General features: G+C 42.6%; 25 protein-coding genes and 2 pseudogenes. 25 read left to right on the forward strand and 2 right to left on the reverse strand.

Annotation, left to right across the window (positions count from 1 at the left end):
* The first annotated feature begins 90 nt into the window (after nt 1-90).
* From P4361_RS05990 to P4361_RS06015, 6 genes are all read left to right on the forward strand, one after another.
* Nucleotides 91-552 (forward strand): VOC family protein, encoded by a 462-nt coding sequence (locus P4361_RS05990; protein ID WP_328088616.1) that lies wholly within the window; start codon nt 91-93, stop codon nt 550-552.
* The gene (locus P4361_RS05995; RefSeq protein WP_328088617.1) at nt 527-1078 is read left to right on the forward strand and encodes an ATP-binding protein; all 552 of its coding nucleotides are present in this window, start codon (nt 527-529) and stop codon (nt 1076-1078) included. The genes P4361_RS05990 and P4361_RS05995 overlap by 26 nt, the downstream gene beginning before the upstream one ends.
* Before the next feature lie 153 nt (nt 1079-1231).
* Complete coding sequence (locus P4361_RS06000; protein ID WP_053355120.1) at nt 1232-1990, forward strand: transporter substrate-binding domain-containing protein; 759 nt, start codon at nt 1232-1234, stop codon at nt 1988-1990.
* 60 nt (nt 1991-2050) lie between these two features.
* Nucleotides 2051-2695: an amino acid ABC transporter permease gene (locus tag P4361_RS06005; RefSeq protein WP_053355119.1), complete on the forward strand. Its 645-nt coding sequence runs from the start codon at nt 2051-2053 to the stop codon at nt 2693-2695.
* Complete coding sequence (locus P4361_RS06010) at nt 2692-3420, forward strand: amino acid ABC transporter ATP-binding protein (protein WP_328088618.1); 729 nt, start codon at nt 2692-2694, stop codon at nt 3418-3420. The genes P4361_RS06005 and P4361_RS06010 overlap by 4 nt, the downstream gene beginning before the upstream one ends.
* A 168-nt stretch (nt 3421-3588) precedes the next feature.
* Nucleotides 3589-4278, forward strand: a complete 690-nt coding sequence (locus P4361_RS06015) for an N-acetylmuramoyl-L-alanine amidase (protein WP_328088619.1) — start codon at nt 3589-3591, stop codon at nt 4276-4278.
* Nucleotides 4279-4319: 41 nt separating this feature from the next.
* Here P4361_RS06015 and P4361_RS06020 read toward each other — a convergent pair whose 3' ends face one another.
* A complete protein-coding gene (locus P4361_RS06020) occupies nt 4320-5522 on the reverse strand; it encodes a PLP-dependent aminotransferase family protein (RefSeq protein WP_328088620.1) in 1203 nt (400 codons plus the stop codon).
* A gap of 190 nt (nt 5523-5712) precedes the next feature.
* On the opposite strand from P4361_RS06020, the gene P4361_RS06025 reads away from it, so the two are divergent.
* From P4361_RS06025 to P4361_RS06070, 10 genes are all read left to right on the forward strand, one after another.
* Nucleotides 5713-6462, forward strand: coding sequence for an alpha/beta hydrolase (locus tag P4361_RS06025; RefSeq protein WP_328088621.1), 750 nt, complete (start codon nt 5713-5715; stop codon nt 6460-6462).
* Nucleotides 6463-6659: 197 nt separating this feature from the next.
* Nucleotides 6660-7664: a hypothetical protein gene (locus P4361_RS06030; RefSeq protein ID WP_328088622.1), complete on the forward strand. Its 1005-nt coding sequence runs from the start codon at nt 6660-6662 to the stop codon at nt 7662-7664.
* 22 nt (nt 7665-7686) lie between these two features.
* Nucleotides 7687-8247 (forward strand): hypothetical protein, encoded by a 561-nt coding sequence (locus P4361_RS06035; RefSeq protein ID WP_328088623.1) that lies wholly within the window; start codon nt 7687-7689, stop codon nt 8245-8247.
* Nucleotides 8248-8312: 65 nt separating this feature from the next.
* Nucleotides 8313-8654 carry a DUF4440 domain-containing protein gene (locus P4361_RS06040; protein WP_328088624.1) on the forward strand — a complete coding sequence of 114 codons (342 nt, stop codon included), beginning with the start codon at nt 8313-8315 and terminating at the stop codon, nt 8652-8654.
* Nucleotides 8655-8863: 209 nt separating this feature from the next.
* The gene (locus P4361_RS06045; protein WP_053355111.1) at nt 8864-9610 is read left to right on the forward strand and encodes a type II toxin-antitoxin system SpoIISA family toxin; all 747 of its coding nucleotides are present in this window, start codon (nt 8864-8866) and stop codon (nt 9608-9610) included.
* Nucleotides 9607-9798 carry a hypothetical protein gene (locus P4361_RS06050; protein WP_062239497.1) on the forward strand — a complete coding sequence of 64 codons (192 nt, stop codon included), beginning with the start codon at nt 9607-9609 and terminating at the stop codon, nt 9796-9798. Before P4361_RS06045 ends, P4361_RS06050 begins: the two co-directional genes overlap by 4 nt.
* Nucleotides 9799-9898: 100 nt before the next feature.
* Nucleotides 9899-10048, forward strand: coding sequence for a hypothetical protein (locus tag P4361_RS06055; protein WP_328088625.1), 150 nt, complete (start codon nt 9899-9901; stop codon nt 10046-10048).
* 67 nt (nt 10049-10115) lie between these two features.
* Nucleotides 10116-10730, forward strand: coding sequence for a dienelactone hydrolase family protein (locus P4361_RS06060; protein ID WP_328088626.1), 615 nt, complete (start codon nt 10116-10118; stop codon nt 10728-10730).
* The gene (locus tag P4361_RS06065; RefSeq protein ID WP_053355108.1) at nt 10711-10920 is read left to right on the forward strand and encodes a DNA-binding protein; all 210 of its coding nucleotides are present in this window, start codon (nt 10711-10713) and stop codon (nt 10918-10920) included. The genes P4361_RS06060 and P4361_RS06065 overlap by 20 nt, the downstream gene beginning before the upstream one ends.
* Nucleotides 10920-11405, forward strand: coding sequence for a GNAT family N-acetyltransferase (locus tag P4361_RS06070; RefSeq protein WP_328088627.1), 486 nt, complete (start codon nt 10920-10922; stop codon nt 11403-11405). Before P4361_RS06065 ends, P4361_RS06070 begins: the two co-directional genes overlap by 1 nt.
* On the opposite strand, the pseudogene chrA reads toward P4361_RS06070, so the two are convergent.
* Nucleotides 11385-11999 (reverse strand): annotated as a pseudogene (gene chrA / locus P4361_RS06075) (chromate efflux transporter); the annotation flags it as partial. The gene P4361_RS06070 and the pseudogene chrA overlap by 21 nt on opposite strands.
* Nucleotides 12000-12234: 235 nt before the next feature.
* Between chrA and P4361_RS06080 the strand changes: the two are divergent.
* The 9 genes and pseudogenes from P4361_RS06080 to P4361_RS06120 all read left to right on the forward strand — a co-directional run bounded on the left by P4361_RS06080 (nt 12235) and on the right by P4361_RS06120 (nt 19737).
* Nucleotides 12235-13470 carry an alkaline phosphatase gene (locus tag P4361_RS06080; protein WP_425590232.1) on the forward strand — a complete coding sequence of 412 codons (1236 nt, stop codon included), beginning with the start codon at nt 12235-12237 and terminating at the stop codon, nt 13468-13470.
* A 294-nt stretch (nt 13471-13764) separates the two neighbouring features.
* Nucleotides 13765-14322, forward strand: coding sequence for a peptidoglycan-binding protein (locus P4361_RS06085; protein WP_328088629.1), 558 nt, complete (start codon nt 13765-13767; stop codon nt 14320-14322).
* Between the two features lie 147 nt (nt 14323-14469).
* A pseudogene (locus P4361_RS06090) lies at nt 14470-14664 on the forward strand (GyrI-like domain-containing protein); the annotation flags it as partial.
* Nucleotides 14665-14676: 12 nt separating this feature from the next.
* Nucleotides 14677-15033, forward strand: coding sequence for a VOC family protein (locus P4361_RS06095; protein ID WP_328088630.1), 357 nt, complete (start codon nt 14677-14679; stop codon nt 15031-15033).
* Nucleotides 15034-15057: 24 nt separating this feature from the next.
* Nucleotides 15058-15690 (forward strand): FMN-binding negative transcriptional regulator, encoded by a 633-nt coding sequence (locus P4361_RS06100; protein WP_328088631.1) that lies wholly within the window; start codon nt 15058-15060, stop codon nt 15688-15690.
* A 16-nt stretch (nt 15691-15706) separates the two neighbouring features.
* Nucleotides 15707-16255, forward strand: a complete 549-nt coding sequence (locus P4361_RS06105; RefSeq protein ID WP_328088632.1) for a GNAT family N-acetyltransferase — start codon at nt 15707-15709, stop codon at nt 16253-16255.
* A complete protein-coding gene (locus tag P4361_RS06110; RefSeq protein ID WP_256225300.1) occupies nt 16252-16734 on the forward strand; it encodes a DinB family protein in 483 nt (160 codons plus the stop codon). The genes P4361_RS06105 and P4361_RS06110 overlap by 4 nt, the downstream gene beginning before the upstream one ends.
* Before the next feature lie 202 nt (nt 16735-16936).
* Nucleotides 16937-17257: an ArsR/SmtB family transcription factor gene (locus tag P4361_RS06115; protein WP_248252061.1), complete on the forward strand. Its 321-nt coding sequence runs from the start codon at nt 16937-16939 to the stop codon at nt 17255-17257.
* An 11-nt stretch (nt 17258-17268) separates the two neighbouring features.
* The gene (locus tag P4361_RS06120) at nt 17269-19737 is read left to right on the forward strand and encodes a heavy metal translocating P-type ATPase (protein ID WP_328088633.1); all 2469 of its coding nucleotides are present in this window, start codon (nt 17269-17271) and stop codon (nt 19735-19737) included.
* Nucleotides 19738-19763 lie beyond the last annotated feature (26 nt).

A 19763-nucleotide genomic window follows, 5' to 3' on the forward strand; every position in this document is an offset into this window, starting at 1 on the left:
ATTCTTATTGAAGTATAAATTCACCCTGATTTTTCCCACCAAGAGATATCAGGGTTTTTTATGTACTCTAACCTAAAGGAGGTTTTTTAGATGAAACCACGAATTACGGTTATTACGTTAGGTGTCAATGATTTGGAACGGTCGGTAAAATTCTATCGGGACGGGTTGGGATTTCAGACAGAAGGAATTATCGGAACAGAGTTTGAGCATGGTGCGGTGGCTTTCTTTGACTTGGAATCAGGGGTAAAGCTCGCCATATGGAATCGTAAAGATCTTGCCCATGAGGCTAAGGTGGCACAAGGCACACCAAACCCTGCTGAGTTTACGCTTGAACACAATGTTGGAAGCAAGGCAGAAGTGGACCAAGTGATGAAAGAGGCAAAAAGAGCAGGTGCTGTGATCACCGACCCGGCACATGACGCGTTCTGGGGCGGATATTCCGGGCATTTCCAAGACCCTGATGGCCATTTGTGGGAAGTCGTCTGGAATCCGGAGTGGGAGATTGTCATTAGAAAGGAGGTCTACCATGTTAAGGGACACGGTACTGAATGATCTTATAACTCAAAAAGGGAAGGATGCTGCTCCATTAGTGGTCATGATGTGTGGGGTAGCTGGTTCTGGCAAGACCACATTTGCTCAAGAGTTGGAGAGAGAGGGCTTTGTCCGTCTTTCCATTGATGAAGAGATTTGGACCACCCATGGCCGATATGGAATTGATTTTCCTGCTGAAGTCTACGAGAAATATAAGGAACAAGCGGATATGAAGCTTCGAAAATATATGGTGGTATTGATTCAAGAGAAAAAGCAAGTAGTTGTTGATTTTAGCTTTTGGCAGCGTTCGAGAAGAGAACGATACAAGCAGCTTATTGAAGATGCAGGAGGGGTGTGGAAAGTCATTTATTTGAAAGTTTCTCCTGATGAATTACGCAGGCGCTTGAATATAAGAAGCCAGCGTTTTGATGCCAATGCTGCTTTTCCTATTACAGAAGAAATATTAACTTCTTATCTGAATGGTTTTGAAGAACCGTATGGTGAAGGAGAAATCGTTATTGAAACCATGGGAAAGCAGGGGAATTAATTGTTACCTTACATAACGAGGCTTGAAGAAACGGATTTGACTTTTGCCGAGCAAGCGGGTTGCTTCTGGAATAAGAAATAATTATAAATCTTTTCACAATATTTATGGTATTCTAAAAGTCGAGATTTAATTTACATAAAAGGGAGGATTATCATGAAAAAACTAAGTATCTTCGGTCTGGTAATGATTCTATCATTGTTATTGGCTGCATGTGGCGGAGACAAAGAAGACGCCAAAAACAAAGTGTATAAAGTCGGGGTTGATACAACCTACCCTCCGTTTGAGTATGAAGAAAACGGAAAACAAAAAGGGATCGATATTGATTTGATCACAGAGATTGCTAAGAAAGAAGGCTTTAAAATCAAACTGGAGCCGATGAATTTCAAAGGGATCATTCCTGCCCTGCAAGCGGATGAGCTTGACATTGCCATTGCGGGCATGAGTATTACGGACGAAAGAAAGAAAGTAGTAGATTTCTCTGATCCATACTTCAAGGCAGGACTTACTCTGGTCGTGGCCAAGAACAACAATAACATCACATCCCAAGATGATGTGAAAGGAAAAACGATTGCGGTTAAAAAAGGGACAACCGGTGCCCAGTTTGCTGAAGAATTGGCTAAAAAGAAAAATGCGAAAGTGGTTCAATTCAATGATAGCCCTTCTATGTTCCAGGAAGTTTCCAATGGCAATGCCGACGTATTGATTGAAGATTATCCTGTCGTTGCCTACGCGATTGCACAGAAGGATCTTGGTCTTAAGATTGTAGGAGACCGCCTCAATGGTGACAACTATGGTATTGCCGTATTAAAAGGCGAGAATGAGGATGTATTGAAGAAAATCAACAAAGGCCTTGCGGATTTAAAGAAAAGCGGGAAATACGACGAGATCGTCAAAAAATACTTAAAAGAATAATAGGTTAGTTAAAATACGACGCGCTCACAGCGCGCCGTATTTTTGAAAGGAGAGTTTGTTATGGATGCAATTACAAAAGCGATGCCCTATTTGATAGAAGGGCTTCAAGTTACCGTCTATATTTTTATCGCAGCACTCATTTTAGGATTAATCATTGGGTTAGTCATGGCGCTGCTTCGTCTTTCGCCGCTAAAAGCATTGAATTTGATTGCTAAAATTTACATTGATGCCATCCGTGGTACTCCCATTCTGGTGCAATTGTTCTTTATCTATTTTGGGCTTAACTCTTTAGAATGGATTTCCATGGACAAAACAACCGCTGGAATTGTGACTGTCGGTCTTAATGCCGGCGCGTACTTTGCTGAAATTATCCGGGCCGGTATTCAATCCATCGATAAAGGACAAACCGAAGCTGCGCGATCTCTGGGGTTAACAGGGTTACAGAATATGCGGTTTATCGTATTGCCTCAGGCGGTCAGAAGAATGCTGCCGACGTTTACAAACCAAGCCATCATAAGCTTAAAGGATACCTCTCTATTATCGATTATTGGAATTGCGGATCTGACGCAGCAAGGTGAGGTTGCCACCTCAGCCACCTTTGAGGCTTTTAAGATTTGGTTTGTTGTCGGAATCATTTACTTTATATTAATCTATCTTCTTTCCCTGCTGGCAAACTTCCTCGAGAGGAGATTTGAATTAAGATGAGTATCATTCAAGTGAGCAATTTAAAGAAGTCATTTGGAACGTTAGAGGTTTTAAAAAATATCAATGCAGAAATTCAAGAAAAAGAAGTGGTATGTGTGATTGGTCCTTCAGGGTCAGGGAAAAGTACGTTTCTGCGCTGCCTTAATAAATTGGAGGACATTACAGACGGACAAGTAATCATCAGAGGCCAAGATATTACGGATTCAAAAATTGATATTAATAAAGTCAGACAAGACATCGGAATGGTGTTTCAAAGCTTTAATCTTTTCCCGCACATGACGGTCCTGGAAAATGTAACACTTGCACCTATTAAAGTGCGTTCCGTTTCTAAGGCTGTTTCAACAGAGAAGGGCCTGGAGCTATTGGCTAAGGTTGGATTGAAAGAAAAAGCAAACAGCTATCCAGGCCAATTATCAGGAGGCCAGAAAAAGCGTGTGGCCATTGCGAGGGCGCTTGCCATGAACCCGAAAATCATGCTGTTTGATGAGCCAACGTCAGCTCTTGATCCAGAAATGGTAGGAGAAGTATTAGAAGTTATGAAACAATTAGCTCAAGAAGGGATGACCATGGTCGTCGTGACACACGAAATGGGCTTTGCCCGCGAGGTGGGTGACCGGGTGTTATTTATGGATGGCGGCTATATTGTTGAAGAGAATGTTCCAAGTGAATTATTTGGAAACCCTCAGCACGACAGAACCAAATCCTTTTTAAGCAAAGTATTATAACGATAAGCAATCAGAAGACCACCCCAAGTCAGACTCTTGGGATGGTCTTTTTTTATATAATTAAGAGGGGTAGGCCTGTCCAAACCATTGCTAGATTTTTTACATAGAATAATAGAGAGAAAGAGATTGTTCTTTCTCAAGTTTTTAACAAAAGGGAGTGTTTAGTAGATGGTTAAAATCTTTATTGACCCTGGGCATGGTGGCAGTGATACAGGAGCCATCGGCAATGGCCTTCAGGAGAAGAATCTCACCCTGCAGATTGCTACACGGATCAAAAATATTCTGTTGGTTGAATATAATAATGTGGAAGTGAAGATGAGCCGAACGAGTGATGAATTCGTCTCGTTAGATGAAAGAACCGATGCAGCCAACAACTGGGCTGCCGATTTTTTTCTAGCCATTCATATCAATGCAGACGGCGGGACAGGCTTTGAAAGTTATATTTATCCCGGCACAAGTGCACCAACCACAACTTACCGCACTAACATTCACGATGCCGTCATCGACTTAGTAGATTTCAGGGACCGCGGTAAGAAAACGGCAGATTTTCATGTGCTCCGGGAATCGAACATGCCGGCGGTGCTGACAGAAAATGGCTTTATCGATACGCCAGCAGATGCCACAAAATTAAAATCCAGTTCTTTTATTAGCAGCATTGCACGTGCTCATGTGAATGGGATCGTGAAAAGCTTCAGACTTACCAAAAAGCCAACAGCGGTATATCATACCGTCATCAAAGGGGATACTGTTTATTCCTTGAGCAAGACCTATAGCACCTCAGTAACCAAAATCAAGCAATGGAACAACCTGGACAGTGACTACACGATCTATGTAGGACAAAGCCTGCGGGTGAAATAACACAAAAGGAACCTGGTATAGACACCGGGTTCCTTTTCATCTTATGAATAAACAACATCCTTCTCCAGCGATTCTTTAAACAGGCCAGTCATTACTGAGATTCCGCTCTCGATCTGTTCAATCGTCGGATGGCTAAAGTTTAGTCGCAATGTATTCGCTTTTGGCAAGGTGGCGAAGAACGGTTCGCCAGGTACATACGCAACACCTCGGGAGACTGCTTCCGGCAGAAGAAGCGTCGTATTTACATGTTCGTCGAGCTCAACCCAGAAGAACATGCCGCCCTTTGGTTTCGTAAATTTCAATCCTGGAAGGTTGGCTTCTTCCAAACAGCGGTACATGACGTTCATCCGTGTCTCATATTCGGCGATCAGGCGGTTGATATGGCCATCCATATCAAATCCTGTACAGAAATGATAGAGGGCCTGCTGTGACAGGGAGTTGGAATGAAGATCATTTGCCTGTTTTGCCTGTGACATCATGCGGACAATTTGAAATGGCCCGGCGACCCAGCCTGTACGAAGTGCCGGTACTGCTGTTTTTGAAAAGGTGCTCGTGTACAGGACACAGGTTCCATCGTCCAGTGCTGCAAGCGGAGTGTAGGTTTCCTCGCGGTTGAACTGAAGATCACCGTACGGATCGTCTTCAAGGACCACAATGTTATGCTTATGGGCTGCTTGAAGCAGTTGTTTCCTGCGCTCAAGTGACCATACCTTTCCGGCAGGATTGGAGAAGGTAGGAACGACATAGATGCATTTCGGCTTGTATTCTTTGATTTTGTGCGCCAAGTCCTCAGGAATCATTCCATCTTCATCAGATGCGACACCAATCACACGTGCTTCATAGGATTTAAATACCTGTAACGCTGCGAGATACGTAGGGTCTTCGGTCAGGATGACGTCTCCAGGGTTCAGCATGACACGGGAAAACAAGTCGATGACCTGCTGGGACCCGGTTGTCAGCATCACATCTTTTGTAGTGTAGTTTGTAATGCCTTTGCGTGACATCCGTTCAAGGATGACTTCACGAAGCGGCAAATATCCTTCTGTCTCCATGTATTGGAGAGCATGCTTTCCGGATGCAAACACTTTAGCAAATGCTTCTTCAATTCCTTCCAAAGGAAAAAGCTGATCATCTGGCAGGCCTCCGGCAAAAGAAATGACGCCTTCCTGGTTCACGACTTTTAAAATATCTCTCACGGCAGATGATTGTAATGAATAAATGCGATTGGCAAATGAGTACTTCAACACGGACACCTCTGTTTAAAGTTTTAAAGAACATTTTACTCTTTCTGAATTGAATGTCAATGACCTTTCTCGAATTAATTCAAAATTATGTGTGAATTTTCAAATAATTACTGATTAAGCGATCTTTTTTATTCTACCGATTTTAATGTGATAGAGTAAAAACAGGATAGAGAAATCGGAGGATACTGTCATGAAATTAGTTTCAGCAAAGACTTTTACCTTTGAAGGCGGCAAGCGGGCCGTCCTGCTTCTGCACGGTTTTACAGGAAACACGGTTGATGTTCGGGAGCTCGGCCGATTTTTAAACGAGAAAGGCTATACGTGCCATGGCCCATTGTATGAAGGGCATGGAGATACGCCTGAAATGCTTGTCACCACACGGGCGAAACAGTGGTGGAAAAACGTTGAAGAAGGATACTGTTTATTAAAGCAACAGGGTCATGATGAGATTGCCGTTGTCGGCCTCTCTCTTGGTGGCGTGTTTGCCTTGAAAACGGCATACACTTTTCCGGTAAAAGGGCTCGTCTCCATGTGTGCGCCAGTTAAGCCGAAAAGCGCAGAAGACTTGGGCCGGCACGTCAGTCTTTTTACTCAAAGATATAAAAAGATCTTGGGAATTTCTGCAGAACAGATTGAGGAAGAGTGGACGAGCCTGAGAGGACAATCAATACAGATGGTTGAATCCGTACAGGCAGTGATTGAAGAAGTCGGGGACCACATCCAGGAGATTACGTGTCCTGCTCTCGTTGTACAATCGGGTAAGGATCATCCCGTCAATCTGGAAAGTGCGGACCTTCTTTATGAGCGGATTTCATCTGACCAAAAGTCGCTGATCTGGTATGAAAACTCTCCACACCTTGTGACGAGGGGACCTGAGAAAGAAAAGCTGCACGAAGACATTTATCAATTTTTAAAAGAGCTGGATTGGGGAAGAATTTGAGGGAAAATGACAAGAATTTGTCTACTTCCTTTTTTGTAAATATTTTTAAATATTTGTAGAAAATTATCAGAAAATAGTAAATAAAAACAATAATTCGAACGAATCCCTTTTATGTTCAATATTTCTATGAATCGAGGGGGGAAGTTTAGGGTATTGTTTTTTTTGCAACTAAAAGTCAAAAAAAAGAGGGGTAAGAGATGAACAAGCAAGTGGGGTTACTTGGTAAGTACATTGGTAGAGTATTCGTTTCATTAGCAATGGTTGTGATGTTTGGTTTTGGATATATGCTTCCGGTTAAAAATGTAAGTGCTGCCACACCGCCGACATCCGCACAAAGCTATTACATGGACACTGTTGATACAGTGATATTATATGATATGGGATACCAAAAAGGCCTAGCAGATTACAAGAAAGCGGGAATTCAGAACAGTATGGTTATTCTTGATTTCGGTGGACAGTCTTCGCCAACGAGTTTGTCTCTTTTCGGGATGCCGGATGCCACGCTGACTCAAGTTGGGGCAGCGGTCGAAGCTTACTCCCGGGGATATTGGAAAGGCACAGCAAGTGATTCACTATCCACGGTTCATATCATAGTCGGAACGAATAACTCCTATACCGTTACGTATGAAGGCGGCCAGAACTTTGCTAATATGATAGATGATATTAACAGTCATAATAACACAAATTCTTATTCTGATCAGGTTGAAGTAGATGGCGGTAACGATATGGAACCGGGATATGATCCTGTATCGACTACCACAGAGTGGGTGAAAGGCTATGATTCTGTTAACAGCTATTCGCTCTATAATTATGGTTCTGCGGACGGATGCTACCACACCAACCTTAACTCGGGCACCATCAATTATTCGTGTAATAACGGCTGGACCTATAAAGATATTCAATATATTTCCTGGGGAGCATCGCCTGCATGGCCGCTTCCGGAAATTTATGATAACAGCGGCGATATGGCCGAACAGTGGCAAAATATTGCGAAGTACTCATCCGTCACTGCTGCTAAACCGATGCAATTCAGCGCTTCTTTAACCCAATATGCTGCTTGTACGAATACAGGATGCCATACGGAGCTCGATAACACGCCAAGCCAGGGCTGGACCCAGCTGTACAACGAACTATACAGTGATTCAAAAACCAAAGCTGCTACAAATTATCCAATGCTCTCAACGGATATCCGTTGGCATTAATTCCATTTGAGGGGTGAAAGACATGAAAAAAATAGCAATTTCACTTATAACAATGGCTGTATTGTTTGGAGCAGGAGTTACTTATTACCATGTATCTGCTTCTGGCACTTATGATAATCTTCCAAAAGAAAAAAGAGAGATTATGGAGCGAAAAGCACAGAACAAACTTAAAGCGAGAAATGATAACATCTCCAAGAAAGATGGAGTGGACGGTCCGCTTGTTGTTCAGCATGACCGCGCGGTGACGGCTCAAATTTTGACGCATGTGGAAGACCCGGTAAACGACCAAAAAGCTAAATTCACAAATGGCTGGGTCAGCCCGATCAAAAACGGTGAGATGAGCGGCAAGAATGTAACCGTCGAAGCCGGAGCATTGATCAATGATACCGCGCAAGGCTATGTCTTTGTGAGGTCGGAAGGAGTCAAACGCAAGTATATGGGGGAAAAAGAATACAAGACCCCAAGCAAACATGGTGCTGTTAAAATAATTGCTGCAAAAGGGTTTACCTTAACGTTGCAAGCAAAAGACGGAAAAAAATGGTCATTTAACATCCCCACTGGAACATTTAAAGATATAAACTAGAATCATATTTGGGCTCTGGATGACAATCTGGAGCTCTTTTTCTTAAGTTTTTAGGAGGGGAAAGAATGAATATTGCATTAAAAGAACATATTTATAACCTGGAAACCAGATTACTGCAATCTGAAGTGCGCCAATCCAAAAAAGAACTGGATGTTCTGCTGGCAGATGATTTTCTGGAGTTCACGAGCTCAGGACGAAGGATCAACAAGCAAGACTGTTTTGATGGCTTGGGCGTGCCGGTTATGACGGTATCTCACTTTGAAATTCAGTTGCTTTCGGATAAAGTGGTTCAGGCGATCTACGAATTGAATGATGAAACCAATAACCTAAAAAGCCTGAGAAGTTCCTTATGGAGAGAAAACAACGGGGTTTGGCAGATGTTTTTCCACCAGGGAACGTTGAAGTAGGGATAGTTTCTGACGTGTGGAGTTGTCTGATTTTTCAGTAAGGATCAAATATCTGGAGTTTCGCTCAATTAATTAGAGTTAGGCTCAATTATCGAAAGTTGAGCACAATTAATCTCCCTTTACGCTCAATTCCATCTGCCCAGGCAGGAATCCTTACTCTGAGAAGGGAATTCAATGGTAGACAGCACGGGATTGGAGGGGAAGAAACTTTGATCTGGTTTTTTCGGGTAGTCGTCTGGCTGATTTTTATCGGAATTGGAGCTTATCTTATTTTTTATTGGAGAGATGAAGATAAAGCTGAAAAGAAATTGGATGCGATCCGCAAATTGTGGTACGTCATTTACATATTCGGTGCCTTGATCTATTGGACAGGAAAGCCGCACAGCATCTTTGCAAATTGGACCAACTATCTGGTCGTTCTCGTGGTGTTTATCCTCATTGATGCCTTTATCTTCCTGAGTTTGTACTTGAAAAAAATCGGGAATAATGAACTAGCAAGAATCACACGATCTGTAGAGAACAATCAGATGCTTTTGGATGATCTGCGGGCGAAAGTAAATAATGCACTATATATCTTGAAAACAGAAGGGATCACGGCGTATTATGGAAGTAAGGAAAACTATCTATATGGACTGAAGCTCGTTCTTCAGGCTTATGTAGAGAAGGAAGGCCATAGCTTTACGATCCTGCCTTTCGATACACCGCAAGAGAAGAACGAAGCACTGGCTGCGTATACGAATGCAAGCCTTATTCAATCTACGCTATCAAGAGCTGAAGCTTACTATAACCAGGAAGACAACTTTGCGTTTTATCCTTTTAATATTGAAGATGAAATTTATGTAATCAAGATTTCATCCTCTGCAAAAGTAAGTGATGTCGATGGTTCTTTGATCGGAATCTTATTGGCCACTTACGATATCCTTGTACAAGCTTTAGAAAGGAGTGATGATGCATGACGAGTGGACTCGATCTTATGGGGAGCCAGCCGGTATCCATGAAGAACAGTGAACGAAAAGGAATCACGTTCAAGCCGAGAATTCAGTTTCCAAAAGTCGGCATCAGCCATCACACCATGCAGGTCATGGAAGAGAATGAGCGGATCATTCAAAAAGGAAACAGACGGGGAACATTCAAACGAAAATAAGACTTAAAGGCAGTGGATTATTCCGCTGCCTTTTTTTGTATGATTGACACCTTGCTGCATATACTAAAGCAAACATTTCCGTGAAGCTGGAGGGAAGTTTGTGAAAAGTAAGCGGTTTGTCTCCCGGATCCAAGGCCCGAAGCCGACCTTGTCCCATTTTGAAAAAGCGCTGAAGGAAGAAAATCATTATATCCTGACTTTATTAAACAGTTTGAAGAAAAAACGCTGGACGTTCTTTGCCGGCAAATAATACATTAAATGGAGAGGGAGCAGAACCCTTTCTATTTTTATGGACAATTGTTTCCGGGAGGTCTTAAATGTTCAAAGTACATCTTTATTCGGATACCCTTATCATTGTCGTTCACGAAATTTATGGATTGAATCAGCACATGAAGAAGGTTTGTAAGTTCTTATCTCAGCAGGGATTTGATGTCATTTGCCCGAATGTATTGGGACGGGAAACGCCTTTTGATTATTATGAGGAAAGTCTTGCTTATGAGCATTTCATGAAGAAAGTAGGATTTGAAAAAGCCTCCCGAGAGGTAAAAAAATTAGTAAAGGAAAATAAACCGAACTATAAAAAAATCTTTATCACAGGATTTAGTGTGGGGGCTACTGTTGCCTGGCTATGCAGTAAGGAAGCAGGAGTGGACGGTATTATTGGGTACTACGGTTCGCGCATTCGAAACTATACAGAGGTCTCCCCTCAGTGCCCTGTCCTGCTGTTTTTTCCGGAAGAGGAGAAATCCTTTGCTGTGGACGAGCTGATCACGGTGCTTCAGAAAAAGGATGTTGAAGTTTATAAATTTGCCGGAAAGCACGGATTTAGCGATCCTCACACGCCAAATTATAACGAAGAATCAGCAAACCAAGCCTTTCATCATCTGAAGAATTTTTTAGAAAGGAGCGAGTATGTTGGCACAAAATCTTGAAAGTGATTTTCCGCCCAAATTAGCAAAACCGGCACAGCGCGCTCTGGCCGGTGCAGGATTTACCAGACTTGAGCAGCTTGTCAATCTTAGTGAAGCTGAAGTATCAAAACTCCATGGGATGGGTCCGAAGGCAATGGAACAGCTTCGTACGGCGCTTGAGGAAAAAGGACTCTCTTTTGCTAAAAAATAATGGAGATACAACTAGCAACACTTAAAGATATTCCGTCCATGGTCAAGGTCCTAAATGCCGTTACCCTCGACTTGCTGAAGAAAGGAATCAACCAGTGGCCGTATTCATGGGATCCTTTTGGTGTTAAACAGGCAGTGGAGCGGGATGAGGGTTATGTTGTAAGGCTGGATGCTCAGATCATCGGAGCTTTCTACATCTATTCAGTAAGCAAACTTAGTGATCTACCCATCGAACCGCAGAGCCTTTACATCTCAAAAATCGCTATCCTGCCCGAGTACCAAGGTAGAAACATAGGCTCCCAAATCATCCGTTTTGCTTGCTCTTTAACACAGAAACAAAACAAAACGCTGTATTTGGACTGCTGGGCAGGAAATGAAAAGCTGAAAGGCTTCTACGGTGTTCAGGGTTTAGAATATGTCGGCGATTTCCCGGAGGAGGATTATTTCATCAGTATTTTTAAATTCTCAGGACACGTAAGAAAGTAATGTTCCTCCCGCCACCCCAATGGCCACAACCGACCATGGCGGCAGCTTCCAATACATAAGCAAACTGAAAAGCAATGCGGCAAAAGCGAAGTCGACGGGGGCCAGGATGGAGCTCGTCCAAATTGGCTGATAAAAAGCTGAGATCAATATACCCACCACTGCAGCGTTCACACCCATGAGAGCTCCTTTTACTTTGGGGTTGCGACGCAATGCATTCCAAAAAGGAAGCGAGCCAAAAACGAGCAGGAAAGCGGGCAGGAAGATCGCGAAGGCTGCAAGCAGTCCTCCTGTCCCACCCTTAATTACAGCACCAAGGTAGGACGCAAAGGTAAACAGAGGCCCAGGAACTGCCTGAGCAGCGCCGTATCCAGCCAGAAAGGTTCCTTTGCTGATCCATCCGGCAGGAACGAACTCCTTTTCCAACAATGGCAGAACGACATGGCCACCTCCAAAAACGAGCGAGCCTGATCTGTAAAAGCTGTCAAACAGGGCGATCCACTGATTTGAAAGGGCATTTCTTAGGACAGGAAGCAGAATAAGTAATCCAAAAAATAGAACTAAGCAACTGGCACCAAACTTCCGTGAAATAGGAAAAATTCACTCAAGTAAGGAAGTTATTTGATTTTTCCTATACATAAAACACCTGCTTTTATTTTATCTATCGAGTGATCTTATTATAAATAAAAGTGTAGTAAAACAGGATGGCTTTACAATTGCGTAATATAACTTCATCATCTCGTTACAAGAGATTTATCGTTCCTTCATACTCATTTACTACAATGAAGGTACAACAGAGAAAAGGGGAGTGGAAGTATTGAAAAAGAAAACAATAGCAGCTGCAACACTTTCATTAGCACTCATCACATCATTTGGGGTAAATCAAATTGCGGATGCGAAAGAAGAGAAAAGTGCATCTCCTAAAAAAGCAAAAAATGTCATTATGTTTGTTGGAGACGGTATGGGAGCTTCTCACAGGGAAGCGATTCGTTTAGCTGCTCAAGGCCTTAACGGCGAGCTTGCTATGAATAAAATGCCGTATACAGGAAATGTTCACACACATTCTACTTCGGTCGTAACCGACTCTGCTGCAGCAGGAACGGCTATGGCGACAGGAGTTAAAACATATAATGGAGCAATTGGAGTAGATGAAAATAAGAAACCAGTAAAGTCTGTGCTGGAAATGGCCGGTGAGGCTGGGAAGTCAACAGGCCTTGTCACAACAAGCCAGATTACGGACGCCACACCTGCTTCGTTGGGTGCACATGTGGCCGATCGTAAAAAGCAAAGCGATATCGCGAAACAGTACCTTGAAAACAGTAAAGTCGACGTTCTGCTCGGCGGCGGTGAAGACTATTGGTACCCTAAAGGCGAAGAAGGAAAATATCAGGATCACCCAGCAAAAGATAAAGAAGAAGCAAGCCAAGGCACTCAAGGGAACCTGGTGAAAAAAGCTCAAAAGCTTGGGTATAACTATGTAACCAATAAAGATGAGCTTCAAAAAGCAAACAACGGCAAATTGCTTGGCCTTTTCGCGAACGAAGAAATGTTCGAACAAAATCCTGAAGGTGAAGGCGACCTTTATGATCCGGTCGTACCATTGCTTGACATGACTCAAAAAGCAATTGATACGTTGTCTCAAAATAAAAAAGGATTTTTCCTCATGGTTGAAGAGGAAGGAACCGATGAAATGTCTCACGAAAACAATGGTAAACTCATGATGAAAGCCGGCAAACAGCTGGACAAATCTGTACAAGTTGCGAAGGACTATGCGAAAAAACATCCTGACACTCTTGTTCTTGTAGCAGCTGACCATGAATGTGGCGGGCTTTCCATCGAAGAAGTAAACCCTAAAGACGAGAGCGGTGACGATGTTTCGAAAGAGGACGGGCCATATACACCTGCTCACTCTAAAGAAAAGTTTGCCCTTGACTGGACGACTAATGAACATGGCGGTCAATCTGTTCCATTAACAGCACAAGGACCTGGAGCAGAGAAACTGGAAGGAACGTATGAGAACACGAATATCTTTAAGGCGATGAGAGATGCAATGGGCCTTAAAAAATAATAGTAGCAACATCCGAAACGCTCAGTGATTTCTTCTGAGCGTTTTTTATTTGTCATGTTTTGCCGAATAGGGACAGTTTGATGGCCCCTTGAAAGAAAATCGATCAAATTTAAAGAAGGCCAGACGCCCGATAGGAAAACACCAGAAGGAGGCGTAAATCGGGATTCTCTGGTGTTTTTTTGTTTCTAGGTCTTTATGTACAATTTTTTTAAAGGGCTTGCAAGGGACAAGAAATCGGGTATAAAGTGGTATTGTTGTATTTTTTTTTGAATTTTTGTAAGGAGGCTAAAGTGTATGAGCATGAAAAAATCGTTGATCTGTTTCTCGGCAGCAGGATTTCTTGCACTGCAAGCTTTACTTCCAACTGCAGCGAGCGCATCGTCCGGTGTAAAATCAGAAAATGCGAATGTGGCTGATCCTTATCCCGGCCACGTCATTAAATACGGGGATCGTGGTTCTGATGTCAGGAAAGTACAAACACAACTAATCAAAAATAGAATCCCGATTACGGTTGATGGAATCTTTGGAAAGGTGACGCTTCAGAAAGTGAAGCAGTTTCAATACTATCGCTATCTTAAGACAGATGGGATAGTGGGTTCTTCCACATGGAATGCTCTCTATCACACGCCAGTCCCCTATCCGGGGCACGCCATTAAGAAAGGTGACCGAGGAATGGATGTGACGTGGATTCAGGCACGTTTAAACGATGCGGGCGGTTCTATTAAAATTGATGGCATCTTTGGATCGAAAACAGAAGCGAAAGTTAAGGAATTTCAACAAAAACATCACCTTGCAGTCGACGGTATCGTTGGCCGGGAATCATGGGAAGTGTTGTTTAATTACGAGGAGTAGAAGATAAAAAAAGGGGCATCAGGAGAACGTATCCTGATGTCTTTTTTTGGTGGGAAAATCATAGCCTCAATGTAGGGAGGAAGGGATTGCGGATGTTCTGGCGAAGAAATAAACCAGGATATGAATACCCTTTAAGGAGAATGAATGATGTACTCCTTTTATGACACACCGGATAAACTGAATGAGGCCTATCAGTTTATGTTTGCGGAGTGGCTGCCTGCCAGTGAGTATGAACCGGATTTTTCATGTCATAATTTAGAGTTTAACCTGAATAATCCTGCAGAGGATCCGGAAGGGAGATGCAAGGTCGATTTGTTTGTTCCCATCAAAAAATGCGGGTGAGGAAGGTGGAGCATGAAGCTTAACCATTTGAATCTATGTGTGAATGATTTAGCAGAAGCACAGCATTTTTTTGAACACTTCTTAGGATTTCAAACAAAAGTGCAAAAGAGCGATGTGAGTACGGTTATGGATGATGGTGAGGGATTTCTGCTGGTATTGAGCAGTATGGGAGAAGAGCCTCCAAAGTATCCGAATGGTTTTCACATTGGCTTTTATGTAGAAACGAGCGAAAAAGTGGATGAAATGTATGAACAGCTAAAAGCTGCAAAGGTTTCTGTTGGCAATCATCCGAGAGTGATCCGTGGTGGGTATACGTTTTATTTTCATGCGCTGAACGACATTATGTTTGAGGTGACGTGCTCTCAGTAGCTGCAGCAGAAAAGGAGTGGTAGCTTGTATATTCCCAAGCTCTTTGAAATAAACGATGAAGAAATGATGTTTGATGTTATCGAACAGTATAGTTTTGCCACGGTCATTTCTCGGCATGAAGGTGTTCCTTTTGCCACACATCTTCCCTTGGTGCTAGACCGTGAGAAACGTATGCTTTATGGCCATTTTGCCCGGCCGAATCATCAGTGGAAAGATATTGAACAGCAGAAGGTCCTTGTTATCTTTCAAGGACCTCATTGTTATGTTTCTCCTTCCTGGTATGAGACCCGGGAAGCGGTGCCGACCTGGAATTATGTAACCGTCCATGTGTATGGGGAAATCCAGGTTATACAGGATGAGCAAGAGATGGCTGAAACCCTCTTTAGCATGGTGAAGCAATATGAGAACCCTGAGAGTTCTTATGATGTTAACGATTTGGACCCACATTACATATCAGGGATGCAGAAAGGGATTGTCGGATTTAAGCTTGCCGTTACGAGTATGGAGGGAAAAGCAAAATTGAGTCAAAACCATCCATTAAAACGGCAGCAAATGGTGATGGAGAAACTGAGTAAGCAGCCTGGTGAAAACGAGAGACGGATTGCTGAGCTGATGAAAGAAAATCTCAAACAAGCTTCAACAAATCGGCAAGAATAAAAGGCGGGGAAGCTCTGTGTTCTTTCAAAATGGAAAGCTAAGCGTACGGCAGCTCGCGTATGAAGATCGGTTCGTATTGGCTAAGTGGCTTTCAGATCCATCTGTCCTGGAATTTTATGAAGGCAGGGACCGCCCTCACGATATCTATAAAGTGATACAGAAGTTTTTTAAAAAAGAAGACGAGACGGTTGGCTGTATTGTTGAGTACGATGGAATAGACATTGGATACATTCAATTTTATAAACTGGATGTTGAAGCAAAACATGCATACGGATACCGTGATGAAACGGTATATGGGATGGATCAGTTCCTCGGGGAAGCTCGTTATCGTGATAGAGGGATTGGGACAGACTTGGTGGCAGGGATGCTGGAGTACCTAGTAAACGATAAGCAGGCTCAGGTCATTATTATGGATCCGCAAACCTGGAATAAACGGGCCATTCGGTGCTATGAGAAATGCGGATTTAAAAAAGTAAAAGTACTGGCTGAACATGAGTGGCATGAAGGAAAGTACAGGGATTGCTGGCTCATTGAGTTCCGGCCGGATAAGGAGGAAGTATCATGAAGACGCTGTTTCGTTACAACTGGCAAGTCAGGGAGGATTGGTACAAATGGTGTGAGGGTGTTCCTGAAGCTGAACTACTAAAAGTTCGTACAGGCGGTGTGGGGGGCATCTTACATACGCTCTTTCATATCATCGATGTCGAGTGGAGCTGGATTCGTGGATTACAGGAAAAACCTGATTTTCAGGAGACTTTTGATGGATATCAATCCCTTGAAAAAGTCAGAAAACTGGACGCCGAGTTTAAGCCTGAAGTGGAAAATTTTGTTCTTGCCTGGAACAACAGTATGGAAGAACGAATTTTGCATGATACCCGACCTGATGGAAGGAAAGTGACATTCACCCATGGAGAAATCATGCGCCATGTGATCGCCCACGAAATCCATCACATCGGACAATTGTCGGTTTGGGCGAGGGAGATCGGAACGAAACCAGTAACTGCTAACCTGATTGATCGGGGACTGAACATAACAATTCAATAGGTAAACATGAAAGGGGCTGTCCAAGAAGNNTTTCGACTTTCAGGACAGCTCTTTTTTATGTTGACTCTTTCATAAGTACATTTACCTTTCCAAAGTATGATTACGAGCCGCTTTAAAAGATTTTTGACACATATATTAGTTATTGCTAATATCATATTAATATATATTAGTTTACTCTAATGTATGAATGGGGGCTATTGGTATGCAATTGATCGAAATTGATACAAAGGTAAAATTTCTGCGTGGTTTTGCTGATAAAACACGCATTCAAATATTAGAGGCGTTAATGGATGAAGAAAAAACTGTATCTCAAATCGTAGAAGCGATCAACGGAAATCAATCCAACATATCACAACATCTCGCCTGTCTTAAAGGTTGTGGCATTATTGTAGGAAGACAGGAAGGAAGATATTGTTATTATCGTATCCGAAATCAGCAGGTCCGTGAACTGCTTAACATGTTTAACGTTGTTCTTGCCGACGTTCAAAATGATGTCGCTTGTTGTGACAGTCATATAGATTAGGAGTGATTCTTATGTCAAACCAATGCTCCGGCTCTGATAAAAAGCCACAAACGAAAAAGGATAGCTGCTGTTCAGGTGGGGAAGCCACAGAAGCAATAGCCAAGGAGAAAACAACCAGCTGTTGTTCTTCCGAGCCACAAATAAAAGAAACGAGTATTGTACCTTCCCTTGATGGTGAAAAAATGGAGTTTAGAGTCCAGGGAATGGATTGTCCTGCTTGTGCAAAAACCATTGAAAAAGGGATTCGCACACTAACGGATATAAAAGAAGTCCATGTTAATTACAGTACTGCGAAAATGCAAGTCGTTGCACACAATCTCTCAGCCTTTGATCCCATCGAGGGCCAAATTAAGAAGCTCGGCTATACTGTGGAGCCGATTAATGAGAAAAGAAAACTTAAGATCTACACGGTAGAAGGAATGGATTGCGGTAGTTGTGCTAAAAGTATCGAAAATCATTTAAACCTGCACTCTTCTGTTCAAAGCGTAAATGTTAATTTTTCGACGGGGAAAATGAAAATTGAACATACAAATAGTCCAGAAGAAATCGTTTCAGAAGTTTCTAAGATTGGGTTTAAAGCTACGTTAGATAATAGCCGTACAGCAAGTCAGCCTGTCCAAAAGAAGAATGAAAATGGTTTGCTCATTGGTTCAGGCCTGTTGATTGCACTTGGTTTTGCTGGTTCCTTTACAGGTGTATCCACATTGATGTCCTCGATCCTCTATGCTGTTGCCATGATTCTGAGTGGATATAAACCTGTGAAAAGTGCTTACTATTCGTTAAGAAGCCGTTCTTTAGACATGAATGTATTAATGTCAGCGGCAGCAATTGGAGCAGCTTTTATTGGTGAGTGGCTGGAAGGTGCCACTGTGGTTTGGTTATTCGCATTGGGGAACGTATTGCAGAATAAGTCCATTGAACAAACAAGAAATTCGATTCGCAATCTTATGGATCTAGCTCCTCCAGAGGCCTGGGTTCAAGTCGGCTTAGATGTTGTTAAAAAGCCCGTAGAGGATATCTCGATTGGTGATGTCATTATTGTTAAACCAGGTGACAAGATTCCTTTGGATGGAGAGGTATTTAAAGGGGAATCCAGTGTTAATCAAGCACCGATTACAGGTGAATCCATCCCTGTTGATAAGCAATCAGGTGACAACGTTTATGCAGGAACCATTAATGAACACGGAATGCTTGAGATCAAGGTAACAAAGCTAGTCGAAGATACGACTATTTCCAAAATCATTCACTTGGTGGAAGAAGCTCAGGAGCAAAAAGCACCCACTGAAGCCTTTATTGATAGATTCGCAGCCATCTATACGCCGGTTGTATTTGGATTGGCATTACTTATCATGGTCCTTCCGCCATTATTAACATTAGGAACGTGGGGTGATTGGTTTTATAAAGGGCTTGAATTATTGGTGATTGCTTGTCCATGTGCACTGGTGATCTCTACTCCAGTGGCCATTGTGTCAGCAATCGGGAATGCTGCAAAGAATGGGATCTTAATCAAAGGTGGGACCTTCTTAGAAAAAGCGGGTGCCATCACAGCAATCGCATTTGATAAAACAGGAACCTTAACTGAGGGCAAACCAAAAGTATCAAAAGTTGAAGTGCTGGAAGGTACAGAAGAAGAACTGTTATCCATCGCCTTCACATTAGAGAATTATTCCACTCATCCAATCGCTAAAGCCATTGTGGATTACGCGAAGTCCCAAGGAATTTCTTCTAAAGAAGGAGAGTTATATAAAAGCATTGTTGGGAAAGGCGTCCAAGCCGCGATTGATGGAGTGAATTATTACGCAGGAAACCTAACTCTATTTAAAGAAATGACGGTCTCACTTGATCAGCTTAACCAAAATGTACTGGAGATGCAGAACCAAGGGAAAACGATTGTGATCATTGGTACGGAACAAAAGATCATTGGTTTGATTGCCGTGTCGGATACCATCCGAGAATCTACCATCTCTTCGTTAAAAGCATTAAAAGAAAGAGGAATACGCGAGACCGTCATGTTAACGGGGGATAACGAAGGTACCGCTAAAATGATTGCCTCTGAAGCAAATGTGAGTCGTTACTTTGCTGAATTATTGCCAGAAGATAAAGTAACCGCAATCAAGAAGCTGCAAAGCGAAGGTTACAAGGTAGCCATGGTCGGTGATGGAGTTAATGATGCCCCTGCACTGGCCGCCGCTGATCTAGGAATTGCGATGGGTGGAGCGGGAACGGATACTGCCATGGAGACCGCGGACATTGTTTTAATGGCTGATAATCTTGATAAGCTGCCTCATACCATGAAATTGAGTAAAAATGCGTTATCCATCATCAAGCAAAACATTTGGTTTTCCATCATCATAAAGGCTATTGCATTAGGATTGATATTCCCTGGCTGGCTTACGCTCTGGATGGCGGTATTAAGTGATACAGGGGCAGCATTAATCGTTATTTTAAATGCTTTAAGGCTATTAAAGGATAAAGAATGAAATATATCAAGATGACATAATTAAAA

Source organism: Fictibacillus sp. B-59209, assembly GCF_036216745.1.
GTDB classification, from domain to species: domain Bacteria; phylum Bacillota; class Bacilli; order Bacillales; family Fictibacillaceae; genus Fictibacillus_C; species Fictibacillus_C marinisediminis.

Bases quoted from the DNA above. Each gene is read 5' to 3' on its own strand.
- P4361_RS06040 (WP_328088624.1), top strand. From the start codon at position 8,313: ATGAATATTGCATTAAAAGAACATATTTATAACCTGGAAACCAGATTA.
- P4361_RS06005 (WP_053355119.1), top strand. From the start codon at position 2,051: ATGGATGCAATTACAAAAGCGATGCCCTATTTGATAGAAGGGCTTCAA.
- P4361_RS06015 (WP_328088619.1), top strand. From the start codon at position 3,589: ATGGTTAAAATCTTTATTGACCCTGGGCATGGTGGCAGTGATACAGGA.
- P4361_RS06095 (WP_328088630.1), top strand. From the start codon at position 14,677: ATGAAGCTTAACCATTTGAATCTATGTGTGAATGATTTAGCAGAAGCA.
- P4361_RS06025 (WP_328088621.1), top strand. From the start codon at position 5,713: ATGAAATTAGTTTCAGCAAAGACTTTTACCTTTGAAGGCGGCAAGCGG.
- P4361_RS06085 (WP_328088629.1), top strand. From the start codon at position 13,765: ATGAGCATGAAAAAATCGTTGATCTGTTTCTCGGCAGCAGGATTTCTT.
- P4361_RS05995 (WP_328088617.1), top strand. From the start codon at position 527: ATGTTAAGGGACACGGTACTGAATGATCTTATAACTCAAAAAGGGAAG.
- P4361_RS06030 (WP_328088622.1), top strand. From the start codon at position 6,660: ATGAACAAGCAAGTGGGGTTACTTGGTAAGTACATTGGTAGAGTATTC.
- P4361_RS06000 (WP_053355120.1), top strand. From the start codon at position 1,232: ATGAAAAAACTAAGTATCTTCGGTCTGGTAATGATTCTATCATTGTTA.
- P4361_RS06035 (WP_328088623.1), top strand. From the start codon at position 7,687: ATGAAAAAAATAGCAATTTCACTTATAACAATGGCTGTATTGTTTGGA.
- P4361_RS06010 (WP_328088618.1), top strand. From the start codon at position 2,692: ATGAGTATCATTCAAGTGAGCAATTTAAAGAAGTCATTTGGAACGTTA.
- P4361_RS06110 (WP_256225300.1), top strand. From the start codon at position 16,252: ATGAAGACGCTGTTTCGTTACAACTGGCAAGTCAGGGAGGATTGGTAC.
- P4361_RS06070 (WP_328088627.1), top strand. From the start codon at position 10,920: ATGGAGATACAACTAGCAACACTTAAAGATATTCCGTCCATGGTCAAG.
- P4361_RS06120 (WP_328088633.1), top strand. From the start codon at position 17,269: ATGTCAAACCAATGCTCCGGCTCTGATAAAAAGCCACAAACGAAAAAG.
- P4361_RS06065 (WP_053355108.1), top strand. From the start codon at position 10,711: ATGTTGGCACAAAATCTTGAAAGTGATTTTCCGCCCAAATTAGCAAAA.
- P4361_RS06115 (WP_248252061.1), top strand. From the start codon at position 16,937: ATGCAATTGATCGAAATTGATACAAAGGTAAAATTTCTGCGTGGTTTT.
- P4361_RS06060 (WP_328088626.1), top strand. From the start codon at position 10,116: ATGTTCAAAGTACATCTTTATTCGGATACCCTTATCATTGTCGTTCAC.
- P4361_RS05990 (WP_328088616.1), top strand. From the start codon at position 91: ATGAAACCACGAATTACGGTTATTACGTTAGGTGTCAATGATTTGGAA.
- P4361_RS06050 (WP_062239497.1), top strand. From the start codon at position 9,607: ATGACGAGTGGACTCGATCTTATGGGGAGCCAGCCGGTATCCATGAAG.